At 60.8% G+C, this 23,662-nt stretch carries 27 protein-coding genes; 13 read left to right on the forward strand and 14 right to left on the reverse strand.

What is annotated here, in order from left to right; translation table 11 throughout:
* Positions 1-31: 31 nt before the first annotated feature.
* A complete protein-coding gene (locus N7E70_RS24825) occupies positions 32-208 on the forward strand; it encodes a DUF1858 domain-containing protein (protein ID WP_442866529.1) in 177 nt (58 codons plus the stop codon).
* On the opposite strand, the gene N7E70_RS24830 is transcribed toward N7E70_RS24825, so the two are convergent.
* Positions 205-909, reverse strand: coding sequence for a Crp/Fnr family transcriptional regulator (locus tag N7E70_RS24830; RefSeq protein ID WP_182575670.1), 705 nt, complete (start codon positions 907-909; stop codon positions 205-207). The genes N7E70_RS24825 and N7E70_RS24830 overlap by 4 nt on opposite strands.
* Positions 910-1,160: 251 nt before the next feature.
* Between N7E70_RS24830 and N7E70_RS24835 the strand changes: the two genes are divergently transcribed.
* From N7E70_RS24835 to N7E70_RS30945, 3 genes are read left to right on the forward strand one after another with little or no spacing between them, the layout of a single operon-like run.
* Positions 1,161-1,598, forward strand: a complete 438-nt coding sequence (locus N7E70_RS24835; protein ID WP_182575671.1) for a DUF6746 family protein — start codon at positions 1,161-1,163, stop codon at positions 1,596-1,598.
* Between the two features lie 32 nt (positions 1,599-1,630).
* Entirely contained in the window at positions 1,631-2,017 is a 387-nt protein-coding gene (locus tag N7E70_RS24840; RefSeq protein WP_067964911.1) for a hypothetical protein, read from the forward strand.
* Positions 2,014-2,415 carry a YbaN family protein gene (locus N7E70_RS30945; protein ID WP_210283865.1) on the forward strand — a complete coding sequence of 134 codons (402 nt, stop codon included), beginning with the start codon at positions 2,014-2,016 and terminating at the stop codon, positions 2,413-2,415. The genes N7E70_RS24840 and N7E70_RS30945 overlap by 4 nt, the downstream gene beginning before the upstream one ends.
* Positions 2,416-2,447: 32 nt before the next feature.
* Here N7E70_RS30945 and N7E70_RS24845 read toward each other — a convergent pair whose 3' ends face one another.
* Both N7E70_RS24845 and N7E70_RS24850 read right to left on the reverse strand, forming a co-directional pair.
* On the reverse strand, positions 2,448-3,053 hold the full coding sequence (locus tag N7E70_RS24845) for a UbiX family flavin prenyltransferase (protein WP_182575672.1): 606 nt from the start codon (positions 3,051-3,053) through the stop codon (positions 2,448-2,450).
* A 4-nt stretch (positions 3,054-3,057) separates the two neighbouring features.
* Complete coding sequence (locus tag N7E70_RS24850) at positions 3,058-4,728, reverse strand: UbiD family decarboxylase (RefSeq protein ID WP_312871016.1); 1,671 nt, start codon at positions 4,726-4,728, stop codon at positions 3,058-3,060.
* A 432-nt stretch (positions 4,729-5,160) separates the two neighbouring features.
* Here N7E70_RS24850 and ubiT point away from each other — a divergent pair, with 432 nt between their 5' ends.
* The 5 genes from ubiT (at position 5,161) to N7E70_RS24875 (ending at position 8,608) form a co-directional block, all read left to right on the forward strand.
* Complete coding sequence (gene ubiT, locus N7E70_RS24855) at positions 5,161-5,703, forward strand: ubiquinone anaerobic biosynthesis accessory factor UbiT (RefSeq protein WP_067964920.1); 543 nt, start codon at positions 5,161-5,163, stop codon at positions 5,701-5,703.
* 17 nt (positions 5,704-5,720) lie between these two features.
* A complete protein-coding gene (gene ubiU, locus N7E70_RS24860; RefSeq protein ID WP_208993701.1) occupies positions 5,721-6,704 on the forward strand; it encodes a ubiquinone anaerobic biosynthesis protein UbiU in 984 nt (327 codons plus the stop codon).
* Positions 6,705-6,709: 5 nt separating this feature from the next.
* Positions 6,710-7,612 carry a ubiquinone anaerobic biosynthesis protein UbiV gene (ubiV, locus tag N7E70_RS24865; RefSeq protein ID WP_154386990.1) on the forward strand — a complete coding sequence of 301 codons (903 nt, stop codon included), beginning with the start codon at positions 6,710-6,712 and terminating at the stop codon, positions 7,610-7,612.
* A complete protein-coding gene (gene mog / locus N7E70_RS24870) occupies positions 7,612-8,145 on the forward strand; it encodes a molybdopterin adenylyltransferase (RefSeq protein ID WP_067964925.1) in 534 nt (177 codons plus the stop codon). Before ubiV ends, mog begins: the two co-directional genes overlap by 1 nt.
* Positions 8,146-8,383: 238 nt before the next feature.
* On the forward strand, positions 8,384-8,608 hold the full coding sequence (locus N7E70_RS24875; protein WP_246787002.1) for a type II toxin-antitoxin system PrlF family antitoxin: 225 nt from the start codon (positions 8,384-8,386) through the stop codon (positions 8,606-8,608).
* A gap of 148 nt (positions 8,609-8,756) precedes the next feature.
* Here the strand turns inward: N7E70_RS24875 and N7E70_RS24880 are convergent, their stop codons facing one another.
* A complete protein-coding gene (locus N7E70_RS24880; protein WP_169808361.1) occupies positions 8,757-9,659 on the reverse strand; it encodes a BRCT domain-containing protein in 903 nt (300 codons plus the stop codon).
* A 121-nt stretch (positions 9,660-9,780) separates the two neighbouring features.
* Positions 9,781-10,488, reverse strand: coding sequence for a GntR family transcriptional regulator (locus N7E70_RS24885; protein WP_067964931.1), 708 nt, complete (start codon positions 10,486-10,488; stop codon positions 9,781-9,783).
* A gap of 349 nt (positions 10,489-10,837) precedes the next feature.
* On the opposite strand from N7E70_RS24885, the gene N7E70_RS24890 reads away from it, so the two are divergent.
* The 4 genes from N7E70_RS24890 (at position 10,838) to N7E70_RS24905 (ending at position 14,706) form a co-directional block, all read left to right on the forward strand.
* Positions 10,838-11,452: a YitT family protein gene (locus N7E70_RS24890; protein WP_067964934.1), complete on the forward strand. Its 615-nt coding sequence runs from the start codon at positions 10,838-10,840 to the stop codon at positions 11,450-11,452.
* Positions 11,453-12,065: 613 nt separating this feature from the next.
* Positions 12,066-12,365, forward strand: coding sequence for a hypothetical protein (locus N7E70_RS24895; RefSeq protein ID WP_154386985.1), 300 nt, complete (start codon positions 12,066-12,068; stop codon positions 12,363-12,365).
* 165 nt (positions 12,366-12,530) lie between these two features.
* Positions 12,531-13,061, forward strand: a complete 531-nt coding sequence (locus N7E70_RS24900) for a YcnI family copper-binding membrane protein (protein WP_067964939.1) — start codon at positions 12,531-12,533, stop codon at positions 13,059-13,061.
* A 52-nt stretch (positions 13,062-13,113) separates the two neighbouring features.
* Positions 13,114-14,706 (forward strand): copper resistance CopC/CopD family protein, encoded by a 1,593-nt coding sequence (locus N7E70_RS24905; protein WP_083948675.1) that lies wholly within the window; start codon positions 13,114-13,116, stop codon positions 14,704-14,706.
* A gap of 12 nt (positions 14,707-14,718) precedes the next feature.
* Here the strand turns inward: N7E70_RS24905 and N7E70_RS24910 are convergent, their stop codons facing one another.
* The 9 genes from N7E70_RS24910 to nosZ all read right to left on the reverse strand — a co-directional run bounded on the left by N7E70_RS24910 (position 14,719) and on the right by nosZ (position 23,649).
* Positions 14,719-15,042, reverse strand: a complete 324-nt coding sequence (locus N7E70_RS24910) for a metal-sulfur cluster assembly factor (protein WP_067964940.1) — start codon at positions 15,040-15,042, stop codon at positions 14,719-14,721.
* Positions 15,039-15,560 carry a DUF2249 domain-containing protein gene (locus tag N7E70_RS24915; RefSeq protein WP_067964942.1) on the reverse strand — a complete coding sequence of 174 codons (522 nt, stop codon included), beginning with the start codon at positions 15,558-15,560 and terminating at the stop codon, positions 15,039-15,041. The genes N7E70_RS24910 and N7E70_RS24915 overlap by 4 nt, the downstream gene beginning before the upstream one ends.
* A gap of 16 nt (positions 15,561-15,576) precedes the next feature.
* A complete protein-coding gene (locus tag N7E70_RS24920) occupies positions 15,577-16,923 on the reverse strand; it encodes a hypothetical protein (protein ID WP_067964944.1) in 1,347 nt (448 codons plus the stop codon).
* Positions 16,924-17,097: 174 nt separating this feature from the next.
* Entirely contained in the window at positions 17,098-18,093 is a 996-nt protein-coding gene (locus N7E70_RS24925) for an FAD:protein FMN transferase (RefSeq protein WP_067964947.1), read from the reverse strand.
* A gap of 1 nt (position 18,094) precedes the next feature.
* Positions 18,095-18,607, reverse strand: a complete 513-nt coding sequence (locus tag N7E70_RS24930) for a nitrous oxide reductase accessory protein NosL (RefSeq protein WP_067964949.1) — start codon at positions 18,605-18,607, stop codon at positions 18,095-18,097.
* The gene (locus N7E70_RS24935) at positions 18,604-19,431 is read right to left on the reverse strand and encodes an ABC transporter permease (RefSeq protein ID WP_067964951.1); all 828 of its coding nucleotides are present in this window, start codon (positions 19,429-19,431) and stop codon (positions 18,604-18,606) included. Before N7E70_RS24935 ends, N7E70_RS24930 begins: the two co-directional genes overlap by 4 nt.
* On the reverse strand, positions 19,428-20,351 hold the full coding sequence (locus N7E70_RS24940) for an ABC transporter ATP-binding protein (RefSeq protein WP_067964953.1): 924 nt from the start codon (positions 20,349-20,351) through the stop codon (positions 19,428-19,430). The genes N7E70_RS24935 and N7E70_RS24940 overlap by 4 nt, the downstream gene beginning before the upstream one ends.
* Positions 20,348-21,691, reverse strand: coding sequence for a nitrous oxide reductase family maturation protein NosD (locus N7E70_RS24945; RefSeq protein WP_067964954.1), 1,344 nt, complete (start codon positions 21,689-21,691; stop codon positions 20,348-20,350). Before N7E70_RS24945 ends, N7E70_RS24940 begins: the two co-directional genes overlap by 4 nt.
* A 32-nt stretch (positions 21,692-21,723) precedes the next feature.
* A complete protein-coding gene (gene nosZ / locus N7E70_RS24950; RefSeq protein WP_067964956.1) occupies positions 21,724-23,649 on the reverse strand; it encodes a TAT-dependent nitrous-oxide reductase in 1,926 nt (641 codons plus the stop codon).
* Between the last annotated feature and the right edge of the window lie 13 nt (positions 23,650-23,662).

Genomic DNA, 23,662 nt, shown 5'->3' on the forward strand with positions numbered 1-23,662 from the left:
CTTTGACCCGGACCTTGCGGTCGACGACGTGATGAAACTCTGGCCCAACACAATCCGGGTGTTTCTCGCAAATCGGATGCTGTGTGTAGGTTGCCCTATCGGGTCGTTTCATACCGTATCCGACGCTTGTCGAGAACACGAGTTGGATGAAACTTCTTTTCTGAATCAGCTGGCGGCTGCAATTGATCGACAGGGAAACGCAGGCTAGCTCCGTTCGCTCCGACCATTGGCAACCAACATCAGCTTATGCGGGTCGACCACTGTGACCTTCTGACGTCCGCTCCGTATCAGCCCTTTGTCTTCCCACGCGCTCAGCAGCCGGCTCACGGTATGCAGCGTCGTGCCCGTCATCTCTGCTATGTCCTGCCGCGAGATCGGAAAGTCGATAAGGATTCCTTCGTCTGTCTTCTTCCCTGTCTGCTCCAGGAGCCTCAGCAGGGCATGAGCCACGCGCTGTTCGACTTGTTCCGTGGCCATTTCCACGACGCGCGTGTGCGTGTCCTGAAGTCGGGTGCCAACTGTCTTGTACGTATTTGCGCCAAAGCTCGGAAACTGAGCGGACAGCTCTGACCACATAGAGGTGGGCCACGAAAGCGCGACACAGTCCACTACTGCGAACGCAGTGGCCGGGTAAGTCGTGCGTCCGAGCGCCGACGCTATTCCGAATATCTCGCCAGCACTGATGTATCTAACTATGACCTGCTGTCCCTCAGGAGTGCTTCGCACAACTCGGATATGCCCATCCAGCAGAAGGAAGAACGCGTGGGCCTCTTCTTCTTGTTCGAAGATGGCCGAATCCTTCGCATATCGCGTGGATCGCGCTCCCGCCAGTATTCTGTCGAGTCCTTCTGGCGCAATTCCTGCGAACAGCGGGAGCCCGGCAATCAGCGAACGGTCGACTCGGCCCAAGACATTCCCTCAGTTACTCGCAGATTTTTTCACAGTCGGCGTCGCGTCGCAACCGCGCTGCAGTGAGCGATATTGCCGCGTGAGCGGTCCGAGGCAGGGCGCAACCGTCGACCGGGCACGGCTCAAACTCCAACATCGTGTTTGCGCCAGCGCAAACGGAAAAGTGCGGCCCAAGTGTAGATATCAATCGCCCGGGCACAATTCGTTGCTCGGTTGCCGATTTACGACGCATAGCGATCGAAGGAGCAGAGATGACTGCCTGGGTTCAGAAGCTCACCCTGGGAAGCGGCATCAGCGCTGCTATTCTCTTGGCGGCAGCAGTCGGCTTGCCGACCGCCGGGACTATGGGACAGCCCGCAAAACACCATGCCGTGGAAATTCCCCGCACTGTGGAAGAAGCAAGCGCCATGATGCGGAGGGCACTGTCTAAGGTCGAGCAGGCTCTGGCGACGGACGACTACGCGAGCATTCACAAAGCAAGCTACGAGTTGGAGGCTGCGGCCAGCCGAATTGCAGGTCGCCCCAACGATCAGTCTGAAACCCTGGTTCATACTGTCGAGATTCTCCACCGTGCTTCAGAGGCGACCGACCGGGAGGTCCTTCAGGCGACCTTTCCCCAATTGAAGGAAGCGGTGGCGCGGGCTGCTTTGCTTCCGCGCCCAGCTCCGGTCGGCAAAGGCGGCAGATAGAACTCCAACGAACATGCGAAGGTAGCTGACAAATGAGTTACAACGCACTCGGTGGCGTCGATCGCCATGCAGATGGCTCGGTGGTGCGCCGCATAAAGACTGTCATTGCTGGCGTAGACTTGGACTGCGAATGTCGTGCCCGGCTCGATGATGCTTTGACGCGCTTTACCGCGCTCGAGCAAAGGCGCGTCCAGCGCGAACACCTCGTACGGGCGAGGCAGCACCGAGAGCGGATAGAGGCCATCGTAGATCTGCTCCGCGAAGTCGATGAACTGGCTGCGGCAGAGCCCGACCGCAGCGTCTATACGGAGCTGGCGCTGCTCTTCGACGAAGTGGCTGCCACATCGGGAGAAGGCGCGCTGTGCATGAGGAGCCTGGCGATCCTGCCTGCTGACGGAGCGGAGCCTTCGCAGTCGTGACACTTCATCGTATCCGCCAGCTGATTTGGCTGGCGGCTGGCACTTCCGCCCTCTTCGCGGGATTGATAGGCGCCATTCTTCCGCTGATTCCGACTACTCCTTTCCTGGTTCTCGCCGCGTTCTGTTACTCAAGGAGTTCTCGGCAACTCCACTCGCGGCTTTTGGCACATCCGCAAGTTGGCCGAGCTATCAGGGATTGGCGGGCTTACGGCGCGATCTCACGCCGCGCGAAGAGACTTGCTCTGTTTTCCATGGTGCTGGCGCTGTCTCTATCGGTGCTGGCTGGCGTGCCTCTGGTGGCGATCACCATGCAGGCCACGGCTATGTTGGCCGCGGCTGCGTTCATCTTGACGAGGCCAGTTCCGCCTGCACGGCAGGTTGAAGAACGGGTACGCTAAGGCCGGCGCGTATCAACAGCCCCCTGGCAGTTTCAGATGTCCAGTTCGCGTGAAGGCAGCCGACCTTGTGGCAGGTCGCTCCATCGGGTCATCGCGCTGCCTGGATCAACGCCCACCCAGTTCAGCAGCCGCGCTGCGATCTCCCTGAGCATCTCGTCGATGCTGTGCATGCCCACGTAGAACGGTGGCATCGGAGGCGCAATCGTCGCTCCCAGCCTTGCCAGCGTCAGCATCGACCGCAAGTGACCTTCGTGCAGGGGCGCCTCACGCGGAACGACCACCAGTCGGCGTTTTTCCTTGAGGGCGACGTCGGCTGCCCTGGTCAGCAGGTTATCGCCTAATCCATGCGCTATCGCGGACAACGTGCGCATGGAGCAGGGAACGACGATCATGCCGTCGTTTGGGAAAGACCCGCTGGCGATCGGAGCTGTCATGTCGTGAGGCGAGTGAACTCGGCTTGCCAGTTCGGTGATGCGGGCAAGGCCCTCATCACCGAGTTCATGCTGGATGGTTGCTCTGGCGCCCATCGAAACCACCAGGTGCGTTTCAGCTCCAGCCTTGGCCAACTGCCGGAGGGTTTCGAGGGCCAGGCCAGAACCCGAGGCCCCCGCTATTCCCAAAATGATGCGCTTGGTCATGGCGTTATCCGAACTCCGGGAAGATTTCATTCCATCGCTGCGACACTTGCCGATCGATCTCTGGACACATGCGCAATTCGCTTCCCCAGTCCCGTATGGTCTCTGATCCGACTTTTCGCGTTGCGTCGATGCCGAGTTTCCCTCCCAACCCTTCAAGCGGAGACACGAAATCGAGGTGATCGATCGGAGTGCGGTCCACGGTCATCAGGTCACGGGAGGGGTCCATGCGCGTTCCGATTGCCCACATCACGTCCGGCCACGAACGTATGTCGATGTCGTCGTCGACCACGATGAGCATTTTCGTCATGGAAAACTGCGGCAGCAGAGACCAGAAGCCCATCATCACACGACGCGCCTGCCCCGGGTACTTCTTGGCGATGGACAGAACGGCGATCCTGTAGGAGCTGGCTTCCGGCGGAAGCCAGACGTCACGGATTTCTGGGATCTGTTGCCGAAGAAGTGGCTTGAACACGTCAGTAAGAGCGTCGCCCAATACCGAGGGCTCGTCAGGAGCCCTTCCGGTGTAGGTGGTCAGATAACAGGCCTGGTCACGGACCCGGATTCTGTTGAGGCGAAACACCGGATATTGCTCAGCGCCATTGTAGTATCCGGTATGGTCGCCAAACGGGCCCTCCAGAGCAGTTTCCTTGGCGGATACGGTGCCTTCCAGCACAATCTCGGCTGTTGCAGGAACGTGTAGCGGGATACTGCCGCACGCGGTCAGCCGTGGTCGCTTGTTTCCGATCATGCCGGACAACGCAAGTTCGGTCACGCCCTCGGGCACCGGCATTACGGCAGCGAGCAGCGTTGCTGGATCGGCGCCGATAACCACTGCGACAGGCATGTCGATGCAGCGGGCCGCCCACATACGGTGGTGCGCCGCACCGCCGCGCATCGGCAACCAACGGACTATTGCGCGATCCTTATCGATCACCTGCATTCGGTAAATGCCCAGGTTGTACGTTCCTGGATCGTCAGCTCCAGGTGCGCGGGTCACGACTACGGGCCAGGTAATCAGCGGGCCCGCGTCACCTGGCCAGCATGTCTGGACTGGAAGGAGGGACAGGTCGGGCGGGATTTCGCTCCAACTGGGAGGCGCTTTTACGATCCTTGGCCGTGCCAGGAGCGCGCTGCGAGCCGCCGGGAGTAAGTCTCGCGCTTCGCCCAGTGTCCTTGGCGCCTGCGGGGACCTCATCCAGGCGAGAAGCTTCCCGAACGAGTCCAGGCCATTGAGGTCGGTGCCCAACCCGGCGGCGACGCGCGCTCGCGTCCCAAACAAGTTCGTCACGACAGGAAAGGTCGATACCCTTCCCTGCGCATCGATCGGCTTCTCCAACCTCAGCACTGGCCCGCCCTTGGCGATCGTGCGCCGATGCACCTCGGTTGCTTCGAGGTGCATCGAAACAGGTGCCTGGACATGCCGTACGTCTCCTCGCTCGTCCAGGTGCGACAGGAACGAGGAGAGGTCATTGAAAAGCGGCAGCGATCTATGATGCATAAGTACAAATCCCGTCGCGCGACGCGGGCGACGGCGCACGTTTGCCACGGTGACTGGCTCCCGTCTTTGACCTTTCACAAACATCCGGCGACGCTCTTTGCGTTGGCACAAAGCGCGCGCGGTCGAGGGGCGGTATCCATGCCTTCCTGCAACGGAGCATGGGTGGCGAATGCACATTGGAGCGCACTGCGCACGACTGTTGGAAGCGGCAATCGTCTCCCTGCGGTCGACTTGCTTTCAAGGAAGCATTCAGCGAGGACGACTGCCGTTCGAGAAGCCGCGGCTTGATCGGGCGGGCGAGAGGGATTTTGCACGGGCCGAACTGCTTTGTGCCTTGCAGCACCCTTTGGCGGCCTCCGACCTCCTTCCGGCGGCGATTGCGGGAACTGGTTTCGATCTTCAGTTCATTCCGAGAGACGAGGCGGATGTCCGCAGCCTAGCTCCAGACTGCATCGAAGACGGCTTCCTTGCGCGTCCTCGCTTGGGAGACTTCTAAGCTCGATCGCGCGGACCAAGGAGGAATCTGTTTGTTCTTTGAGATTCGACAAACAGCGCCGTGGCTTTCGTCCCTAAGACCGCCAGCAAAGCGGATTCACCGAGGGAGACAGCATGGCCGACGAACAAAGGGACGGCTCCTTGCCGCTCGCCCGAATCCTGTTTCCCAAAATCGGCGCTCTGCCGCTCGGAACCCTTCTAACGAAGGCCCTCCGCGACCTTGCCAAAAGGCAGCCAAACCTCTTCGATCGACTAGGCGAGCATAAGTCCGCGTGCTTCTTCGTCGATCCAACCGATCTTTCCTTTGCCTTTCTTGTCGTGCCGGACGGGGAGCGCTCTCTTGTCCGTGTCGTCGGCAAGTCGGAGACATCGTCCGCAGCCGTCTTTATCAGTGGCCCCATCTTGATGCTGTTGGGGTTGCTCGATGGCAGTCTTGATGGCGACGCTCTTTTCTTCAGGCGCATCGTCTCAATCGGCGGCCGTACGGAAGCTGTGCTGGCGCTTAGAAATGCCATTGACGATGCCGAGTTGCGGCCAGCGGACCTGCTGGGTCTCCACGGTGCCCTGGGGCGCCTCGCGGACAACGCCATACTCGGCAGCCTTCGTGCCGCCAGGCGGCTTGCGTGTCGGGGATTGGACCAAGGGGAGCGTTCCTGACCATGAGCAATCAGCCAATGGAATTGATCTGTCCAGCCGGCACGCCAGCCACCTTGCGTGCAGCAGTCGTCGCAGGCGCCGATGCCGTGTACTGCGGGTTCCGCAACGAGACCAATGCCCGGAATTTTCCCGGCTTGAACTTCTCGACCGCCGAGTTGGCAGAAGGCGTGCGATTTGCCCACGATCACGGGAAAAAGGTACTCGTCGCGATAAACACATTCGCTCAGCCTGGCCGCGTGGACCTATGGCACAAGGCCGTGGACGAGGCCGCTCAATGCGGAGCGGACGCAGTCATCGCGGCGGATTTGGCTGTCCTGGACCATGCCGCGAATTGCCATCCAGGGCTACGCCTTCACCTGTCCGTGCAGGCGGCCGCATCGACCCCAGAGGCCGTCAAGTTCTATGTCGACGCGTTCCGTGTCAGGCGCGTTGTCCTTCCGCGAGTGCTTTCAGTCCAGGAGATAGCCGCGCTCAATCGCATGATCGACGTGGAGACCGAGGCGTTCGTGTTCGGAGGCCTTTGCGTCATGGTCGAAGGCCGCTGCTACCTGTCTTCCTACGCCACCGGAAAGTCCCCCAATCTGAGCGGCGTCTGTTCGCCGCCGGAACACGTCACCTATGAGGATGACGCCGAGGGGACTGCGGCGCGGCTCGCCGGCTTTACTATCGATCGCTATGCCCAGAGTCAGCCGACCGGATATCCAACCCTGTGCAAGGGCCGCTTCACGGCCGGCGGCAAGACATCCTACCTGTTCGAAGACCCAGTCAGCCTGAACGCTGGCGGAGTGCTTGCGGGACTGAAAGCGGCCGGAGTCACAGCCTTGAAGATCGAGGGTCGCCAGCGCGGCAAAGCATACGTCACCGAGGTGGTCCGTGCTTTCCGGAGGGCCGTCGACGCGGTCGAGGCAGGGGGCGATGCGGCCGAGATCGACCGGATCCTGGCTGGCATGTCCGAGGGAGGACGGCAGACCGAAGGCGCCTACAAGAAGACGTGGAGATGAGCGTAATGCCAAGAATTGCATTGACCCTTGGCCCGGTCTTTTTCCACTGGCCAGCCGATCGGTTGGCGGATTTCTACAGGCGGATCGCGGATCAGGCTGCCGTCGACAGGGTGCATGTCGGCGAAGTCGTCTGCGGAAAGAGAATGCCGTTCTCCGATTCGATTTGGCCCGAAGTAATCGAGCGGCTCGAGCGCGGCGGCAAGGAAGTCGTGCTCTCCACGCTTGCCGCACCTGCCACGGTTCGGGAGCGCAGGGCCGTAAACGATTGGTGCAGCGAGGGGCGGCTAGTCGAAATCAACGACGTGACGGCCATCCCAGCCCGTTCCGGACAGGCCTTCGTGATTGGGCCGTTCGTGAATGTCTACAACGAATCCACTGCCCGGTTTTTCGCTGCGCGTGGCGCACGCACCATTTGCCCCCCGGTCGAACTTTCGTTGGATGCCATCGGCAGCATTGCCCGCAACTGTTCCGACGTCGATTTTGAGATCTTCGCATTCGGGAGACTGCCGCTGGCCCTTTCTGGTCGCTGCTATCACGCGAGGCTGAACAATCTTCACAAGGATTCCTGCCAGTTTACGTGTGAACAGGACCCTGACGGCCTTGCGGTCGATACGATCGGCGGACAGGAATTTCTTGCCGTCAACGGCGTTCAGACACTCTCCAACCAGGTGCAGGCTTTCTGTCCTACACCTGAGGACTTGCGCGCGCAGGGCATCCGGCGCTTGCGCCTATCTCCCCATACTGCCGACATGGTGGCGGTCGCCGAAGCCTATCGCGGCCTGCTTGACGGCGCCCAATCGCCGGCCTCGACGAGATTTGCCTTGTCGTGCCTCGATCTTCCGGGAGGGATGGTAGACGGGTACCTCAGCGGCAAGCCGGGTTTTCACAGTGAAGGCCAAAGCACCTGATGACGTTGAATTCAGAAAACGCCCTTGCGCGGATCGCGATCGTCACTGTCTCCGACCGGGCAAGCCGCGGCGAGTACGAAGATTTGAGCGGTCCGGCCGTGGAGCAATGGCTGTGGCGTTCGATGGCACGTCCATGTGAGTTCGTCCGAAGGATCGTTCCGGATGGGGTCGAAAGTGTCAGAAATGTGCTTCTCGAACTATGCGACACAGACGGCGTCGACCTCGTCCTGACTACTGGCGGCACGGGCCCTGCCCCGCGCGACCTGACAGTGGAAGCTACTCAGCAGGTCTTGACGAAAGAGTTGCCCGGCTTCGGCGAATTGATGCGACGGGTAAGTCTGGAGCAAGTGCCGACCGCCATCTTGTCGCGTCAAACGGCGGGCGTTCGAGGGCGTTCCCTGATCATAAATCTGCCGGGCAAGCCTGCCTCGATCAGCATCTGCCTTGCCGCCGTATTTCCGGCGGTTCCCTACTGTCTTGAACTGATCGGGGCCAAGAAGATAGCGGAAACTCTGCCAGATTCGGGCGCTTGAGCGGCCGCCTCCGGATCAAGCAGCAGCCGACAAGCCACCTCCATGGATAAAGGTTCGGCATTAGGTAATCCGCGGCCCTAGTCAATGAATCTGGATTTTTGACACGTGTGAGTGCATTGTGACGCGATTTCTGTTCGAGCCTCAAAACTGCAGGTGCAGTGCCAAACCCGCATAGTCCGCATAACAAACCTGGGCCAGGGATAGGCGTTGGCCCAAATCACCGGAAAAGAAGCCAGGAGTGCACCGATGCAAAGCATCTGAAGCTTGGGAAGGGCGACGAGGGGCTGCCCGAGGCCGCCGATCCGGCGCTCGGGGCGCATCTCTGAATCTTCTCGAAGCAGATATTCAAGCGCACCCGGAGCGGCTGAAGGCGTTCGACGGGGCGCTGCATGATCGGATGCAAGCACTGGTCGGGGATGTCGATGTTGATCTTGAGGCAACCCTGGCTGCCGACGACGAATGAGACGAGACGAGACGAGCGATCTAAGGCTCCTCTCGCTATCAACGGATAGTCGAATTACGCGCAGCCCCATTTGCTCGACCAGTTCCAAGCTCTGATCGAGGAAGTTGAGGCCCGCAAGGTGCTCGATCCGCAAACTTGGTGGTTTTTGCTACCGAATGCCGCAAAGCTCCAGAGCTTTTCGGAACGTCAGCTCGTCGACAAAATGAGGGCGGCCTCCCTGCTCGTGGAGCTTCCTCGCCTCGATGATTTTCGTTCCTTGGTGGCTGTGAAGCCAGTCACGCGAAGCGACAGCAGCGACGATCAAATAGTCAGTGCTGCGGGAGATGCTCTTGGTGACGACTCCTCCCCTGCTGGCGATCCAACTCTCGATGACCTTGCGTGGGGCCATGCTGAACGCCCCGGTCACCACGAATGCTGCGTTCTCGAACACAACCGTGGCCGGGTCCCTGAGAACTCCGTCAATCGATGGACTGTTTCCATAGGTTGGCAGCCCCGTGTCGGCGCAACTGTCGCCGACCAGCCGGGCAATCCATTCGCTGATGTCTTCTTCTTCCTCCGCCGACAGCTGCCTGTCGGAGATTGCTTCGGCAGCAACTTTCCGCAAACCCGCTATCCTGGCGTCGTCCAAGAACTCGGTGTCCTGGTCAATCATGCCAATCAGCTTCTCGACCTCGTTGACCTTGAGGCGGCCGTCGCAGGCAATACCCGCGCAGAAGCCAAAGAAGCGGTTACAGTGGTCCTTAGGCTCTGGTGCTTGGTCGAAAGGCCTCGAGCGATAGTCGACAATGCCGGAGATCACGCCGTAGATTTCGCCGTGGTAGTCGTTGTAGGCGGTGTCCAGATCCTGAATGAGATCAGCGGCATCTTCGTCACCGAACAGGCAGAGCAGTTGCGCCGCTTCGGCTCGAATGGAGTCGATTTCCAGGTTCTCGATCGACTCGCTTGCCAAGACACCTTCTAAGAAGCCTAGCCAATAGGCCTCGGCCTTGCGGTGATTGCGTTTCGCGTTGATACGGCCCAGCGAAAATCCACCGTACTTTAGCTCCGTCATTGTCCCCTCCCCTGACAGCAGTATCTGAGTTTTAGTTGCGCTCCTCTCGAGGCGCAATTTCTGATGAACTTGAAATGAGATGTCGTTGGGAGATGCCTGATGGATACTGAACGCCAGCAAGTCACGCATTGTTCCGATTTGGTCCGGCACGCTCGGCCAACATTGTAGGTGTCGATAGGCTCCGACTTTGCCAATCCGCGAGGCAGATCCGCGCATCGTCTGGGCGCATCTCGTAAAGGCGTTCGGCATATCCGCTCCGGATGGGCGCCATGCGGCGCCGCTCTATCATGATGGCAGCTTGGCGGAACTGGCCCCGCGCCAATAGATCCACCATCTTGCAGTTTTGCTCCGCCTGCACTCGGTAATCGGCATCAGGGCGAGCCAAGGATCTGACAATCTCCATCCGGCGAAAAAGCCGGGCGTGAATGGATCGAGCGACCTCATTTCCCGTCCATTCAATGAGCAGCGAATGAAAATCCTGGTCACATGACGGCTCACTCGTGCCCGGTTCCTCGGGTCGCCGAGCTTCGGCAACCCGGCGCTTGATCTCGGACCATTCGGCCTCGCCCAGATGCCTGACAAGATAGGCTGCTGCCGCCTGTTCGATCATGACCAAGGACTCGCAGACTTCCAACGCCTCGTTGAAGTCGGGCTTGGAAACGAACGCGCCTCGGTAACGTTCAATCACGACGAGTCCTTCGGTCCCGAGCAGAATGATGGCCTGGCGGACGACCGTTCGGCTGACACCGAATACTTCCGCCAGCGCTTGTTCGCAGAGCTTGGTGCCTGGCTTCAGAGAATGGTCCAGGATGGCATTGGTGACGGCCAAGGCTACTTCGCGCGCGAGACTGCCTGGCTTTTGACAGGGGCCATTGGCCGATATCCGAGACATCGACACAGATCGATCGCCTCGAACCGCTTGTGTCACTGATCCGTCCTGGGATGTCTGCATGGGCGCCGCGGTTGTTTCCAAGGCAACACGAGGCCACAGAACCCGGCCAATTACTTTGCGCTATATCAACTCCCTAGGAGAGATCGCGCCTCTCATTCCCCGTCGGTGCTGTTTGCGCCAGCACAACGAACCGTTCCCGCCAACGTGATTTGCCTGCTTCGATGGGCGATACCGTGCCTCCGGTTCTGGGAAACGGTGAAAATCAACAGAGCCCGGGTACGAAGCGATGGATGAAGGAGCCGAACCGCACAAGCTCTACGAAGATGCGCTGGCGATGATCCTGGGCACGCTCTTTGTCGCATTGGGCATGATGATCTACGGCAAGACCATGCTGCTTGTCGGTGGAATGGCAGGCATGGCGCTGCTTTTGCAGTACGTCACCAACACGGGCTTTTGGCTCATTTTCTTCCTCATCAACGTACCGTTCTATGCGCTCGCGCTCAGGCGCATGGGCTGGCGATTCACGCTACGAACTTTCGTTGCTGTGCTGCTTGTTTCCGTGTTTTCACGCTTTACGACGTCATGGGTCGACTTCTCCCTCCTCGATCCGGTGTATGCAACGGTTATCGGAAGCGCGCTTTCCGGCACCGGACTTCTCATGCTGTTTCGTCACAAAACTGGACTTGGCGGGGTCAACATCCTGGCGATCTTTCTTCAGGAGACTTGGGGCGTGAGGGCTGGCTATGTCCAACTAGCCATCGATCTGGCGATTCTGACGGCAGCATGCTTTGTCCTAACGACAACCCATCTTGCGCTCTCGGTTCTCGGCGCCACGATCGTCAACATGATCTTGGCTATCAATCACAAGCCTGGCCGATACCGCGGCGTGTCCGCTGCCTGAGCACCCGTGTGCAGCTCAATTCGCTCACCAATTTGACCGGGGACAAACATCGCGAACGGGAGACGGGCTATATCAGCCGCATGTTCGATCGATGGCCACGAGCCACTCGAAGATCCTGAAGGAAACAGCGTGAAGCATCGGGGCAGAAAAACGAGCTGCAGGGTCGCGATAGCAGCGGCCTGCGTGCTCATTCTGCAGTCGATAGGCAGCGCGTTCGCGATCGGCTCCGCTGGGCCGCATCCTCAGCTCGACGCATTCGGAAACTCGATTTGCGTCACAAGCGATGGCGGAATTCATTCGGGCGGCTCAGACGGAGAGAATTCGCAGCGGCCGGAATGCTGCACGATCAGCTGCAACATGTCGGTGCAGCCAACGGGTGTGCCGACGGACAGCGGTTGGATTTTCTTCGAGCCACATGTCAGCGTTTCCACAGGTACCCGACCTTGGCTGTACCGCCCGGCGCGGCTGTCGGCTGACGGAGCCGTTCATCCACGCGCGCCCCCGCTGCGGACCTGATCGCCGCGGACAATCCTCTCGATTTGCGATGTCGCCTCCACGCCTGACAACCTTGGCGTGGCCATGGATCCGCGTGTTCGTGTCCGAGGAGACGCCCATGAACAAGCCATTCCGTTCCATCAAGAGTTCGCCGGTCAACCTCCCTCGAGCCTCACGACTCCGTAGCCTGGAAGAGCGGATCGGCATCATCGGCTTTGCAGCCGCGCTGATTTTCGCGATGGCGCATTCGCTTTGCGTGTCGGAGGGCCGAGGGATCGGTACCAACCGTTGGGAAGCGGCAATCATTACCGCAAAGAGCGTCGGCAACGACAACGGCACGCCGTTGCAGGCAAGTCTACGAAACAAGCAATCTTTCGTAGAGGCGATGGCCAAAGGGGTTGGCGAGCACCGCAACTGACGCGGCAACGGAGCCTACGTCCCTGTCAATCCTTCGTGCGGCCGACGCACGCAGACCGAGGCGGATAGCTCCTCCGAGGTCAGCCCGCTCGCACGACCCCCATACGTCACAACACAACACCTTTACTGAAACTCGGCCGGAAACCCGGCAATCTGGAGAAAACCGATGTTGAAACAAATTCTGGTCGCCGCTGCGGTGGCATCGATTGGTGCATGCAATGCTCTTGCTCACGTGAGCCTCGAAACCAAGGAGGCCGCTGTCGGCTCGACGTACAAGGCCGTGCTTCGCGTACCCCACGGCTGCGAAGGAAAGCCAACGAATGTCGTACGGGTGAAGATCCCCGAGGGGGTCATTGCGGTCAAGCCGATGCCGAAGGCCGGCTGGACGCTGGAGAAAGTGAAAAGTTCCTACGCAAAGTCGTATGACCTTCACGGGACAGCGACCAGCGAAGGAATCACGGAAGTCGTCTGGACAGACGGCAGCCTGGCTGACGACGAGTACGATGAATTCACGTTGCGGGCCTTCCTCACGACGGACCTCGCGGCCGGCGAGCCACTCTATTTCCCTGTCGTCCAAGAGTGCCCTGAGGGCGCCGCTGAACGCTGGATCGAGATTCCTGCGGCAGGGCAGAAAGCCGACGACCTCGAGCGGCCGGCTCCCGCCATTAAGCTGCTGCACGAAGTCGGCGGACATTGATGACGCAAAGCGAGGCGCGCTCGGCGCGCCTCGCTTCGTCGGGAAACCGATCATGACCCGACACACACTCAGCGCTTGGAAGGCCATATCAAGCGGCCGGCTTCGTTCTCTGACGCTGGCCGTCCTGATCGGGTTCATGTCCGCAGTCCCTGCATTCGCTCACGCGTCCCTGGTAGGGACGAATCCGTCCGACGGCGCCGTGATCGAGCGGCCGCCCGAGCTCCTGACGTTGAGGTTCAGCGAACCAGTCTCGCCGCTCTTGCTCAACCTCATCAAGCCAGATCGCACTTCGCTCAACCTTGCGGATTTCGAGGTTACTGACCGAAGCTTGAGAATCTTCTTTCCTTCATCGCCTATTGACGGCACCTACGTCTTGTCGTGGCGTGTCGTCTCCTCCGACGGGCACCCGATAGGAGGCTCGGTTGTCTTTTCGGTAGGCATTCCAAGCACTGCCTCAATGCCCAATTTCGAAGACAGTGGCCGTTCCGTCCGTATATCCATCTGGATTGGGAAGGTGGTGATGTACCTAGCCCTGTTTCTCGGGGCTGGAGGTGCGTTCGCAATATCGTGGATCACGAGAGGCGATCCGTCAGGCCGCATTCCTGTCGTTATGCTGGCGGCCTTCGGCATCGCGGGGTGCGGGCTATCCGCTGGCTCACAGGGGCTCGATGCCCTCGGCGCCCCGATGTTTCGCGTGCTGGAGGCGGACACGTGGCATGCTGCGATGAACACGGCTTTTGGACCGACAATCATCATCGCGGTCATTGTTTTGGCTATGGCCCTCGGCAGCGTACTGTCAATTGGACTGCAGGCGCGGGTGCTTTCACTCGCTGCGTTAATTAGCGTGGGAATTGCGCTTTCGCAAAGCGGCCACGCCGCATCGGCGGAGCCCCGATGGCTCATGCGGTCGATGGTGTTCACGCACGGCGTCGGCATCGCGTATTGGACGGGCGCGCTCATGCCGCTCGGGCTTGTGCTGGCCCGTCGCCGCCCGGAGGCAGCCAATGCGCTCCTGCGGTTCTCAAGGACAATTCCGTACCTGGTTGCGGCCATTCTCGTGTCTGGCATCGTCATGGCCAGCGTGCAGCTGGAGCAACTTGCAGCACTGGTCAACACGGCCTATGGGCGCGTGCTCTTGGTCAAATTGTCGTTGCTTACGGCCCTCTTCGGCCTTGCCATCCTAAATCGCTGGAAACTGACTGTCCCGCCAGCCACGCGCCAACTGGTACGGTCCATTGCGGCAGAGACGCTTGTTGTCGTTCTGATCTTTGCCGTGGCCGCCGTCTGGCGCTTTACGCCGCCACCGCGAACACTGTCGATGGCCGCGGCGGACATCGCGATGGTGCACGTCCACACAGGGACGGCCATGGCCGATGTCACCGTTTCGCCCGGCCACGCGGGTCAGGTCAGCGTATCGATCGCTCTTGCGGCAGGTCCGGTTGAACCGCGGCAAGTCGAGCTCGTAGCCACACATTCGGAAGCCGGAATCGGACCTATGCGCCGCCGGGCGAGAAGGTGCCAGGACCAGTGGTGCGTAGACGGGCTGGTCTTGCCCGTTCCTGGAATCTGGGTCGTGCAGGTCGAAGTGCTGATCTCGGACTTCGAGCTCGAGAAGCTCGAAGGGAGCATCGAGATTACGCCTTAGGTACTGCGGTCGTTAGCCTGCAATGCCGAGCCGACTCATTGTGCCGGCGGTCATCATCGACGGACTCCACTCCGGTTCGTATGTCAGAGACACTTCGACCGACCCAATGCCGGGGACGCTTTTGGCGCTGTCTCGAGCCCCGTTCTTGAGGTAGGCGGCCGCCGGACATCCGCGCGTGGTGGTCGTCATCACGATGTAAGCCGCACCTCCTTCGTGAACCGCCACGTAATAGACAAGCCCCAGATCGACGATATTGTCACCGAGCTCCGGATCTATCACCAAACGAAGCGCCTGCTTCACCCGGCCGGCAAGCGCGTCGGTCGCTTCGACCGTCATCCAACCCGCTCCTTCGCATTGATCCAAACCAGGAGACGATAGGTAGTACCGCCGGAATCGAAGCCTCCCTTCCAACGATGCCCCCGCTTCTCCAACTCGGGAAACAGGAAGACTGGCTCACGTCCGAGCAGGGCCGACATGACCTCTCCTGGCGCCATTTGCTCAACCTCGGCCAGGATGCGCACCATCGGCTCTGGCGGCTCCAGATCGCGATTGTCCAAGTGACGAACTGGCTCCGGCCACCTTTCCGACGACACCTCCTCGGCGGAACCGACAGGCCCGTGTTCGCCAGACGGCCTGAACAGGACCTCCCAGTCCCCGTCGCCGATCTCTCTTGCTTCGTAGTCGAACCCTCTTGAAGCAAGCACCTGTAACAGCGGAATGGGCTTGAAGGGCGCGACAAGCCTGAGGCCAACGTCGGGCCCGAGCGATGCCACCGTCTCCATTATCTTGCCGAATGGTTCGTCGCCCGCCGCAAGCAGCGGCCGTACATCGAGGTCTACGAATGTCGTGGTCATAAATGTCAACCTTCTCTCATTGTGCCGCGGACCACAGCATGGGCGGCCTGCGAACACCTGATGGCATTCCAGCTTTGGGCACGTCGGCCAAATACCTGACGCGCACGAGCTCGCCTACAATGCCAAGGGTCGCGACGAGCATGGCCGCCGCAGCCGCTTGAAATGCCCCAGGGTACCCAAATACAAGCGCCGCAGCGCCCAACCATACCGCAATAAAGTACAGCAGAAACCACTTCCCGGCCCGTGGTTCAACGACGAGATCCTGCACACGAGGCGTCGGCATCTTGCCTAGAACGGGGCCGTAGCATTCGAGCCACGTCAGAAATGCTACGATCTTGTAAAGCTTGGCCAGCCCCAGCCCCGAAAGCCAGCCGAATGCGAAAAGAAAAGCGATCGGGGCGGAATACCTCTGCATCTCCGACAGGAGCGTGGCGATCACAGCGAGCAGGACTGCGGCCGCCAAGGAAACGAAGGCAAGGGTGGCCATGCGAGCGTTCAATTCGATTGTTCGACGCTTGCGCGCACGATAGACGTGGAGAATATCCCGGCCGTAGAACGCCATGGCACCCAGGCCTGGGGCACCGGCTGCGAGTAGCACCAGATCGCGACTCCCGCCAAACCAGACGGCAACGACAGCTCCAGGCATGCCAATCAGGAGGGCGCATGTCCCGAGATAAAGCGCCGCGCGGCTGCCGCGCCTGTCGAGCTCGGGCGCCAGCATGAACATGGCCAGCAACTTGTAGCTCACGCCCATCGCGCAGAATCCAAGCCAGCCTCCAAGTCCGGTTATAGCGTGAATGGGAATGCCTGCCGAAGCGAGTTCGACGAGATGCTCCTCGTCCGCAATGCCTCCCCGCACGAGGGCGAACGTAACGCCTAAGGCCGCAGTCAGAGCGAGGCTTGCCAGTCCGACAACCACGAAGCGTGCTGGGATGGGTAGTGGGCGACCTTTCAACAGCGTGACAAGCAGGTTCCCAAGCACCAGCCCAAATCCCATCACCAGAAGCAGGCTCGCAGCAGCCAAAAACGATGGCGTCGCGGCTATTCTTCCCTCCAGCGCCAGAAAGCCGAGCAAGAGCGCCACCAAGCCTGACACCAAGCAAACGAGAGCCGACAAGGGTGCAGCATCGCTGTAAAGAGGACGAGCTATCAGCACGGGCACGAACTGAAAAAGCGCGCCGCACATCAGAAGGCTCAACCACCCGAGCACGGCCAGATGCACGACCACAAGCGTCTGCGGCGATTCGACTGGAACGTGAGGGAAACCGTAACCGACAGCCATCAGCGCCAGCGCCAGAAGCAATGCCAACAAGGCGGCGGCGAAGTACGACACTGTCCATCGCGACAGGGATGCGCCGATCATTGAACTCCCCTCAGGACCGGGCTGCGATCCGACGCGGCCACGCCATAACCGTCCTCACGATCCCCGAAATTTCCGCGCGACCTCCGCAACAGCGGTTGACCTTCAGCGATGTCGCTGCAAGTTCCGATACGCATCTCGGGCACTGGGCGGGCCCATGCTCGAATATCCGCTCCGTCATGTTTGCATCACCAGTTCGGGACCGCCGACTTGCGCGATGCGGACGTCGATCCTTCCAATCTTCTTGGCAGCCGCAGCGATGGAGGCTGTGTCCATCAGGCTGAAAGCCGTTGACAGGGCATCTGCGTCGGCGGCTTCCACGGCGACCACCGTCAGGCTCCTGTAGCGATGAGCCGGCAGGCCAGTTCGCGGGTCCAGGAGATGGTTGAAGCGGCCATTGCTGTCGAAATGGAACCCAGAGGGACTCGTCGTCGCTACCGCTCGGTCGACGACATCCAAGACCGCGAGTTGGCGGCCCGCGTCATCCGGGTCGGCGATCGCGACCTGCCAGCCGTTGCCATCCGGGCGCATGCCGACGGCACGGCACTCGCCCATGTCCACGAGGCAGGAACCTATGCCTCCAGCCCGCAGTAGCGTCACGATGCGGTCTGTGATGTAGCCTTGGGCAACGCCATTGAGGGTGAGCGCCATGCCAGCGGCGAGTTCAATGCGGTCGCGGCTGAAAACGACTCGGTCAAACCCGACCTTGCTCCGCGCCTCTCGGAGAACGCGGTCCGATGGGCCTGTCGCATCGGCATCGGGAACTGAGAAGTGTCTTTGGTAGGCTGACCAGAGCGGCTGGATCGTCGGATCGAAAGCGCCCTCGCTCAACGTCCAATAACCGCGGCATTTGGCAAGCAGGTCGACCAGTTCCTCAGGCGGAGCTACCAGCGAGTGCTGCCGATTCAGCGAAACCAGGATCGAGTCCTCGCGATAGAGGCTGAAGATTCGTTCGAGGCGCCGGACCTCTGCAGCGACCTGTTCTACCAACGCCTGCGCATGCGCGCGGTCGTGGTGGTGAATTCTCAATTCAGCGGGCGCACCCAGCGCCTGCCCGCGCCAATCCACGGCGTGGGCCGGGACTGCGACAGCGGAACCGAACGGCACTAGACTCAAGCCCGAGGCGGCAGCCAATATCCCGATTGCGCGACGACGGTTCACGAACGAGGCCATGTCAGCCACCCGCCTGGCTTTTGCCAAGCACGTATTCGGGTGGAATCCTGGCGAAATCTACGATCTCACCGCCGTGCATCGACACGAAAACCCGGGCTGCGGTTTCAGACGAAAAAGGAATCGTTTCTTCGGCACCCATGCCGCCCCGTTTGGAGCTGCGGATAACAAAGAATGCCTTCCTGGCGTCAATCCAGTTCTCTGGGCCCGGCTCTTCCCAGGTCGGAGCTGCTGCCATGTCAGAGACGAAGATAGCAGCGACGTTCTTTGGCTCTTCTGGCAGCATGGTGAACGCAACGGCATCGCGCGCAGACGAGAACCAGATCGGTTCAGCTATGCGACCCAGCACGATCTGTCCCTTGGGTCCTGGGTGCTCCAGGACGTTCATGCCGCAATAGTGGCCGATGGCGCTTTCCGTCAGGGCAAAAGGCTGCGGCGTCTCCGCCTGTTCTTCGGCACCGCAGCCTGCCAGAAAAAGGACCGCAGCGAACGTGCAGGCAACAGCGGCGAGTCTCATAGTTCTCTCCTCGAAAACACGACCGTGGCCATCGCCAAGGGGATGATCGTCCATCCGGCAAGGGCCGCGACCAAAATGGCGGGCGTGAGTGCGCTGCTCTGTGCAATGCCACCCATCCCAGACAGCAATCCTGCGCTGCCGGATCCGAGATTCAGCAGGCGGTAGACATCGGTTGGATTGAGCAGGAGCAGCGTATCCAACAGACCGCCACTCAGGTTGCGGCCTTGATCCACCACCAGCACCCCCAGCAGCCCCATGTCGTAGATGAGGACGAAAAGCAGCCAGGCGCCGATCGCTATTCCTCCGGCTGTCCCGCGCTCCCGCACCAGCGCGCTCACCAGGTAGCCGATCGCGATGAACCCAGCGCCAAGCATTACCGAGGCGCCGATCATGGACAGGAACGCCCACCAGCTTGCTGCGTCGATGGCCGCACCAGTTGCCGCCAGCGCCGCGGCGGCCGCGCCATAGCCGAGAAGGGTAGCGAACGACAGTATCGCCACATGCCCGACAAACTTCCCGATAATCACCTGCCAGCGGCCAACCGGATAGCTCAACAGCAGCAGCATGGTGCCCCGTTCCATCTCGCCGACGATGGCATCGTGGGAGATCAGGAGAGCGATTAGCGGCACGAGGAAGATGGTCAGGCTGGAAAGGCTGACGATGACCACGTCAAGTGCGCCGACGGCGACAATGCCCGTCGGTGCGCTGCCAAGGAACGTCAATGTCAGCGCAAGCGCGGCCAGCAACAGCGTTGTCGCCAGGACCCATCGGTTGCGAAGGGCCTCCTGCACCTCTTTCCGGGCGAGGATCAGTATGTTTTTCATGGCAGTGCGTCCTGCGTGCTCAAGAAATGCGCGTAGAGCTCGTCAAGGGTCGGCGGGATCAGGTCGAGATCGGCAACGGGCGCGCCTTCTGCGGCAGCTCTGCGCAGGAGCTGGATCTTGTCTTCCGGGGCCGCGTCGATTTCCAGCATGTGGCCGTTGACCCGTTGCCACCTGCCCGTGTCGCTGATCCAGCGCTCGACCGTGCCGGGTTCGCGGTCTGCGAGCTTCAGGCGGATGCGCGTGGGCAGCCGCGCGATATGGCGCAGTTCGTCTATCGTGCCGTCCGCGATCTTGATGCCGCGGTTGACGATGATTACGCGGTCGGCCTTTCCCTCGAGTTCCGTGAGGGCGTGCGACGACAGCAGGACGGTGGTTCCTTGGGATTTCAGCTCATCGATGATTGCGTAGAAACTGCGCCGCAGCGACGGATCGAGCCCCGTCGTCGGCTCGTCGAGCAGCAGAACTTGCGGACTTCCGAGAAGCGCCTGCGCCAACCCCAGCCGCTGGCGCATGCCCTTGGAGTAGGTCCCTACCCGTCGGTCCATCGCCGCGCTCAGCCCCACCCGATCCAGCAGTTCCGGGACCTGGCAGAGGGCCGCGCGCTTGAGCCGAGCGTAAAACGCCAGCGTCTCGCGCCCTGTCAGCGCCATGTTGAACGAAACGTTCTCCGGCAGGTAACCCAAGCTCTTGCGCGCGGCAAATTCGCCTGCCGCCGGGTTTTCCCCCAACACGCGGACATTGCCGGCGCTCGGCCGGATAAGGCCCAGCATGAGCTTGATAAGGGTGGTTTTGCCGGCGCCGTTGTGCCCCACCAGCGCTATGGTCTCGCCTGCGTTCAACGCGAGCGATACAGATTTCACGGCCTCATGGCGGCCATAGGACTTTGCCACGCGTTCTACACTTACGGTTTCGCTGCTCATCGCGCTGCTCCCCGCAGTTCTGGAGGCGCCATCAGCGGTCGGCTGTCCACCACGCCGCCCGGAAGCAGCGCCGGAAACTGCGCCTGAGCCCATCGGATAACTTGAATCGCCGGGCTGTTGACGAGAACTTTCGCCTGGGGAGCCGTCCACAGGACCTTGTCGATCAAATCGTTGGGACGATAGAGAGCGTCGCCGATGCCGTCGGAGTCGAGGTCGAAGGCCGGATTGTCGCTCCAATAGTTGCCGCGTCCGTCAACCTGCCAGTCGAGATCCCGGGTCCCGACATACTTGACCTGATTGCGGTTCCTGACGAAGGCGTTGCCGGACATGGTGTTGCCTTCGGACCCGGCCGTGAAATGGATGCCGATCTCGCAGCCCTCGAACCAGTTCTCGCGGAAGACGTTCTTGTTGGCATTGTAGATGAAGACGCATTTCTCCGGGCCGATTCGCATGGCGGAAGACGACGGCGCGTCGGCGGCAGCGGCCGGCAGGCCATGCTCGCTAGTCTGCTGTCCAGCCGTCCTCCATCGTTCCTCCGATTGGGGACGCCCACGCACGACGTTGCCCGATATCTGCGAGCCGTTGGCGTAGTTGAGCAGCAGGCCCCGGTCTCGGTCGCCGTCCGACAGATTGTAGGTGACCTTGAGCCTGCTGGAATACATGATCGCGTAGCCGACGGCGTTGCCCAGCGAGACGTTCCCGCTGATCTCGCTGTCGTTGGTGTACATGTAGTGGATCGCGAAACGCACGCTGCGGAAGCGGTTGCCGCTGAAGACGTTTCGCTTGCTTGTCACTGAGAATATGCCGTCGCGGCCAAAGCTGATGTCATTGTCGATGACTTTGGCTCCAGGCGCGTTCCAGACCGAGACGCCGTTCCCGGCCTCATTCGTGCGGCCCTCGCGCATCCCGACGATACGGTTGCCCTTGGCGACCGCGTCCGGGGAACCGTGGAGATAGATTCCGTAGAGATTTCCGACGATCGTATTGCGCTCGACGATGGCCGCGCTCGCCGTCTTGGTGACGAACACTCCGGCATCCATCGCTTCCATGTCCGTGCCCGAACCTTTTATCTCGAGACCGCGCACAGCCGAATTCGGCGCCCGCAAGGTCACGACGCTGCCGTGGCCGCTTCCCATCAAGACAGCTCCGGGAACGCCCTCCAGCGTCACCGCCTTCCGGATCTCGATCGGTCCCTTGTGCTCGCCACTCAAGAGCGTCACGACGTCGCCCGGCGACGCCGCGTCGACAATGGCCTGTACGTTTCCGTTCCCCGCCGGGACCACGATGCTGGCCGACCAGGCTGGGCCAGAGAGGACGGCGACAATCGCCGCCGCCCCCATCGCTGTGAATGCTCCCGAACGGGTCATGGCCGTCAAGCGCCCTGCGGCTCGACGAACATGCGGCCCTTCATCTCCATGTGCATGGCATGGCAGAACCACGAACAGTAATACCAGTACACGCCTGGCTGGCTCGCGGTGAAGGTGACCGACGCGGTCGCCTGCGGCGCGACCTCCATATTGATGCCGTAGTTGATGATGCTGAACCCGTGGGTGAGATCCTCCACTTCGTCGATGTTGGTTACGTAGACTGTGACCTCGTCGCCCTGCTTTACCGAGAAGCTCTCGAGGCTGAACGCCGGCGCCGCCGACGTCATGTAGACGCGCACCTTGTTGCCATCGCGGATGACTTCCGCCGCCGACATCAGGTCGATCCCGTCAGCCTTCGCCTGTTTGACCGCATCGGCGAAGAACGGATCTTCACGGTTCCATACATGAACGGGATTGACCTTGGAGCGGTGCACCAGGGTTGCGTCATGCGGTTCCGCGAAGGTCGGGTTGTCATGCACCAGGACCATCTGGTCGCCGGAGATGTCGATGAGCTGGTCGTTCTCCGGCTTCAGCGGCCCGACGTTGAGGTAGCGATCCTTCGAGAACTTGTTCAGCGAAATCAGCCACTTGCCATCGGCCTCTTTGGTCTGTCCCATCGAGGTGTGGTTGTGGCCGGGCTGGTAGTGGACGTCCAGCTTCTGGCGGATGGGGTCGACCGCCTCCCCCTTGAAGGCCCGCTTGGCGTCGTCGATGTTCCACTTGCAAACCTGGCTGTCGATGAAGAGCGTCGTGTAGGCGTTGCCCTTGCCGTCGTAGGCAGTGTGCAACGGCCCGAGTCCGAGTTCTGGCTCGGCGACGACGGTGTCACGGGGCTGGATCTTATCGTCGAACAGCTCGTCGAACTTGCGCACGTCGAAGACCGTCACAGTCGGCGACAGCTTTCCGTTGGCGACGACATGGATTCCATCGGGCGCGGTATTGATGCCATGCGGGCTGTTCGGCACTGGAACATAGCGGGTGTAAGGCGAGCCCTTGCGACCGTCGATCACCGGAACGCCGTTGATCTCCTTGTAGTCGCCCTTGGCGACGGCATCCTCGATGCGCTTGAGATTGAAGATGACGACCCAGTCCTGCTCCTTTTCCATCATCTCGGCGAGGTTCACGCCCTCTTCCGAGTTGTAGCAAGTGGCGAAGCAGTACTTGCCCTGATAGTCGGCATCAACGTTGTCGAGGTTGCCGTCGACCATCACCTGCCAGGCCACCTTCATCGTCTCGCCGTCAACGGCTGTGAAGATCGCGTGATACTGCTTGTGGTCGTCGAGCACTTTGCCGTCGTTGGGGATCGGCACCCGGTCTTCGCCGTTGCAGAAGACGTATCCGGTCTTCGGATACTTCTGCACGCGGAGGCCGTGGACGGTGTGCTGGTTCGGGAGTTGGATGATCTTGTCGCATTTCATCACGTCGAGACGAATGCGGCAGACGCGGGTGTTGGCCTTGTCGTTGGCGAACAGATAGCGGCCGTCGTAGGTTCCGTCAGTGAAGGAGGGGTGAGGATGGTGCAGGTCGCCGTTGAGGTAGATCCCGCCCTTGTCCTTCAGGAACTCCTTCGTGTTGGGAAGCAGTCCTTCGGTCAGCACCTTGCGGCTCTCGTTCGTCTGGCCCCATCCGGTGGCGCTGCAGCGGTTGAAGACCGGAATGCGCATCATTTCGCGCATCGAGGGTGCGCCGACGATACGGACCTCGCCCGATTGGCCGCTGGAAAAGAAGACGTAGTATTCGTCGAGTTCGCCGGGCTTCACCTCATAACTTCCGCCTTCGCCGCTCGGCGCAGCAGAAGAGGACTGAGCGGCGGCGGGCGATACGGCTCCGCCTGCCAGCGTCAGGGCTCCGCTCACGGCGGTTGCGCCCGCGGCTACGCTAGTGCCCAGCAGCTGTCGCCTATTCAGTCTGTTGATTTGCTCGTCTGACATTTGAGCCTCCTTT

Source organism: Aminobacter sp. NyZ550, from assembly GCF_025628925.2.
Classification (GTDB): Bacteria; Pseudomonadota; Alphaproteobacteria; order Rhizobiales; family Rhizobiaceae; genus Aminobacter; species Aminobacter ciceronei.

Excerpts from the sequence above, each read along its gene's own strand:
- N7E70_RS24845 (WP_182575672.1), bottom strand. The coding sequence starts at position 3,053 with ATGACCAAGCGCATCATTTTGGGAATAGCGGGGGCCTCGGGTTCTGGC.
- N7E70_RS24920 (WP_067964944.1), bottom strand. The coding sequence starts at position 16,923 with ATGATCGGCGCATCCCTGTCGCGATGGACAGTGTCGTACTTCGCCGCC.
- ubiT (WP_067964920.1), top strand. The coding sequence starts at position 5,161 with ATGGCCGACGAACAAAGGGACGGCTCCTTGCCGCTCGCCCGAATCCTG.
- N7E70_RS24850 (WP_312871016.1), bottom strand. The coding sequence starts at position 4,728 with ATGTGCATTCGCCACCCATGCTCCGTTGCAGGAAGGCATGGATACCGC.
- N7E70_RS24825 (WP_442866529.1), top strand. The coding sequence starts at position 32 with ATGAAACTCTGGCCCAACACAATCCGGGTGTTTCTCGCAAATCGGATG.
- ubiU (WP_208993701.1), top strand. The coding sequence starts at position 5,721 with ATGGAATTGATCTGTCCAGCCGGCACGCCAGCCACCTTGCGTGCAGCA.
- N7E70_RS24900 (WP_067964939.1), top strand. The coding sequence starts at position 12,531 with ATGTTGAAACAAATTCTGGTCGCCGCTGCGGTGGCATCGATTGGTGCA.
- N7E70_RS24940 (WP_067964953.1), bottom strand. The coding sequence starts at position 20,351 with ATGAGCAGCGAAACCGTAAGTGTAGAACGCGTGGCAAAGTCCTATGGC.
- N7E70_RS24890 (WP_067964934.1), top strand. The coding sequence starts at position 10,838 with ATGGATGAAGGAGCCGAACCGCACAAGCTCTACGAAGATGCGCTGGCG.
- N7E70_RS24880 (WP_169808361.1), bottom strand. The coding sequence starts at position 9,659 with ATGACGGAGCTAAAGTACGGTGGATTTTCGCTGGGCCGTATCAACGCG.
- N7E70_RS24935 (WP_067964951.1), bottom strand. The coding sequence starts at position 19,431 with ATGAAAAACATACTGATCCTCGCCCGGAAAGAGGTGCAGGAGGCCCTT.
- ubiV (WP_154386990.1), top strand. The coding sequence starts at position 6,710 with ATGCCAAGAATTGCATTGACCCTTGGCCCGGTCTTTTTCCACTGGCCA.
- N7E70_RS24905 (WP_083948675.1), top strand. The coding sequence starts at position 13,114 with ATGACCCGACACACACTCAGCGCTTGGAAGGCCATATCAAGCGGCCGG.
- N7E70_RS24835 (WP_182575671.1), top strand. The coding sequence starts at position 1,161 with ATGACTGCCTGGGTTCAGAAGCTCACCCTGGGAAGCGGCATCAGCGCT.
- mog (WP_067964925.1), top strand. The coding sequence starts at position 7,612 with ATGACGTTGAATTCAGAAAACGCCCTTGCGCGGATCGCGATCGTCACT.
- nosZ (WP_067964956.1), bottom strand. The coding sequence starts at position 23,649 with ATGTCAGACGAGCAAATCAACAGACTGAATAGGCGACAGCTGCTGGGC.
- N7E70_RS24915 (WP_067964942.1), bottom strand. The coding sequence starts at position 15,560 with ATGACCACGACATTCGTAGACCTCGATGTACGGCCGCTGCTTGCGGCG.
- N7E70_RS24910 (WP_067964940.1), bottom strand. The coding sequence starts at position 15,042 with ATGACGGTCGAAGCGACCGACGCGCTTGCCGGCCGGGTGAAGCAGGCG.
- N7E70_RS24840 (WP_067964911.1), top strand. The coding sequence starts at position 1,631 with ATGAGTTACAACGCACTCGGTGGCGTCGATCGCCATGCAGATGGCTCG.
- N7E70_RS24925 (WP_067964947.1), bottom strand. The coding sequence starts at position 18,093 with ATGGCCTCGTTCGTGAACCGTCGTCGCGCAATCGGGATATTGGCTGCC.
- N7E70_RS24895 (WP_154386985.1), top strand. The coding sequence starts at position 12,066 with ATGAACAAGCCATTCCGTTCCATCAAGAGTTCGCCGGTCAACCTCCCT.
- N7E70_RS24930 (WP_067964949.1), bottom strand. The coding sequence starts at position 18,607 with ATGAGACTCGCCGCTGTTGCCTGCACGTTCGCTGCGGTCCTTTTTCTG.
- N7E70_RS24945 (WP_067964954.1), bottom strand. The coding sequence starts at position 21,691 with ATGGGGGCGGCGGCGATTGTCGCCGTCCTCTCTGGCCCAGCCTGGTCG.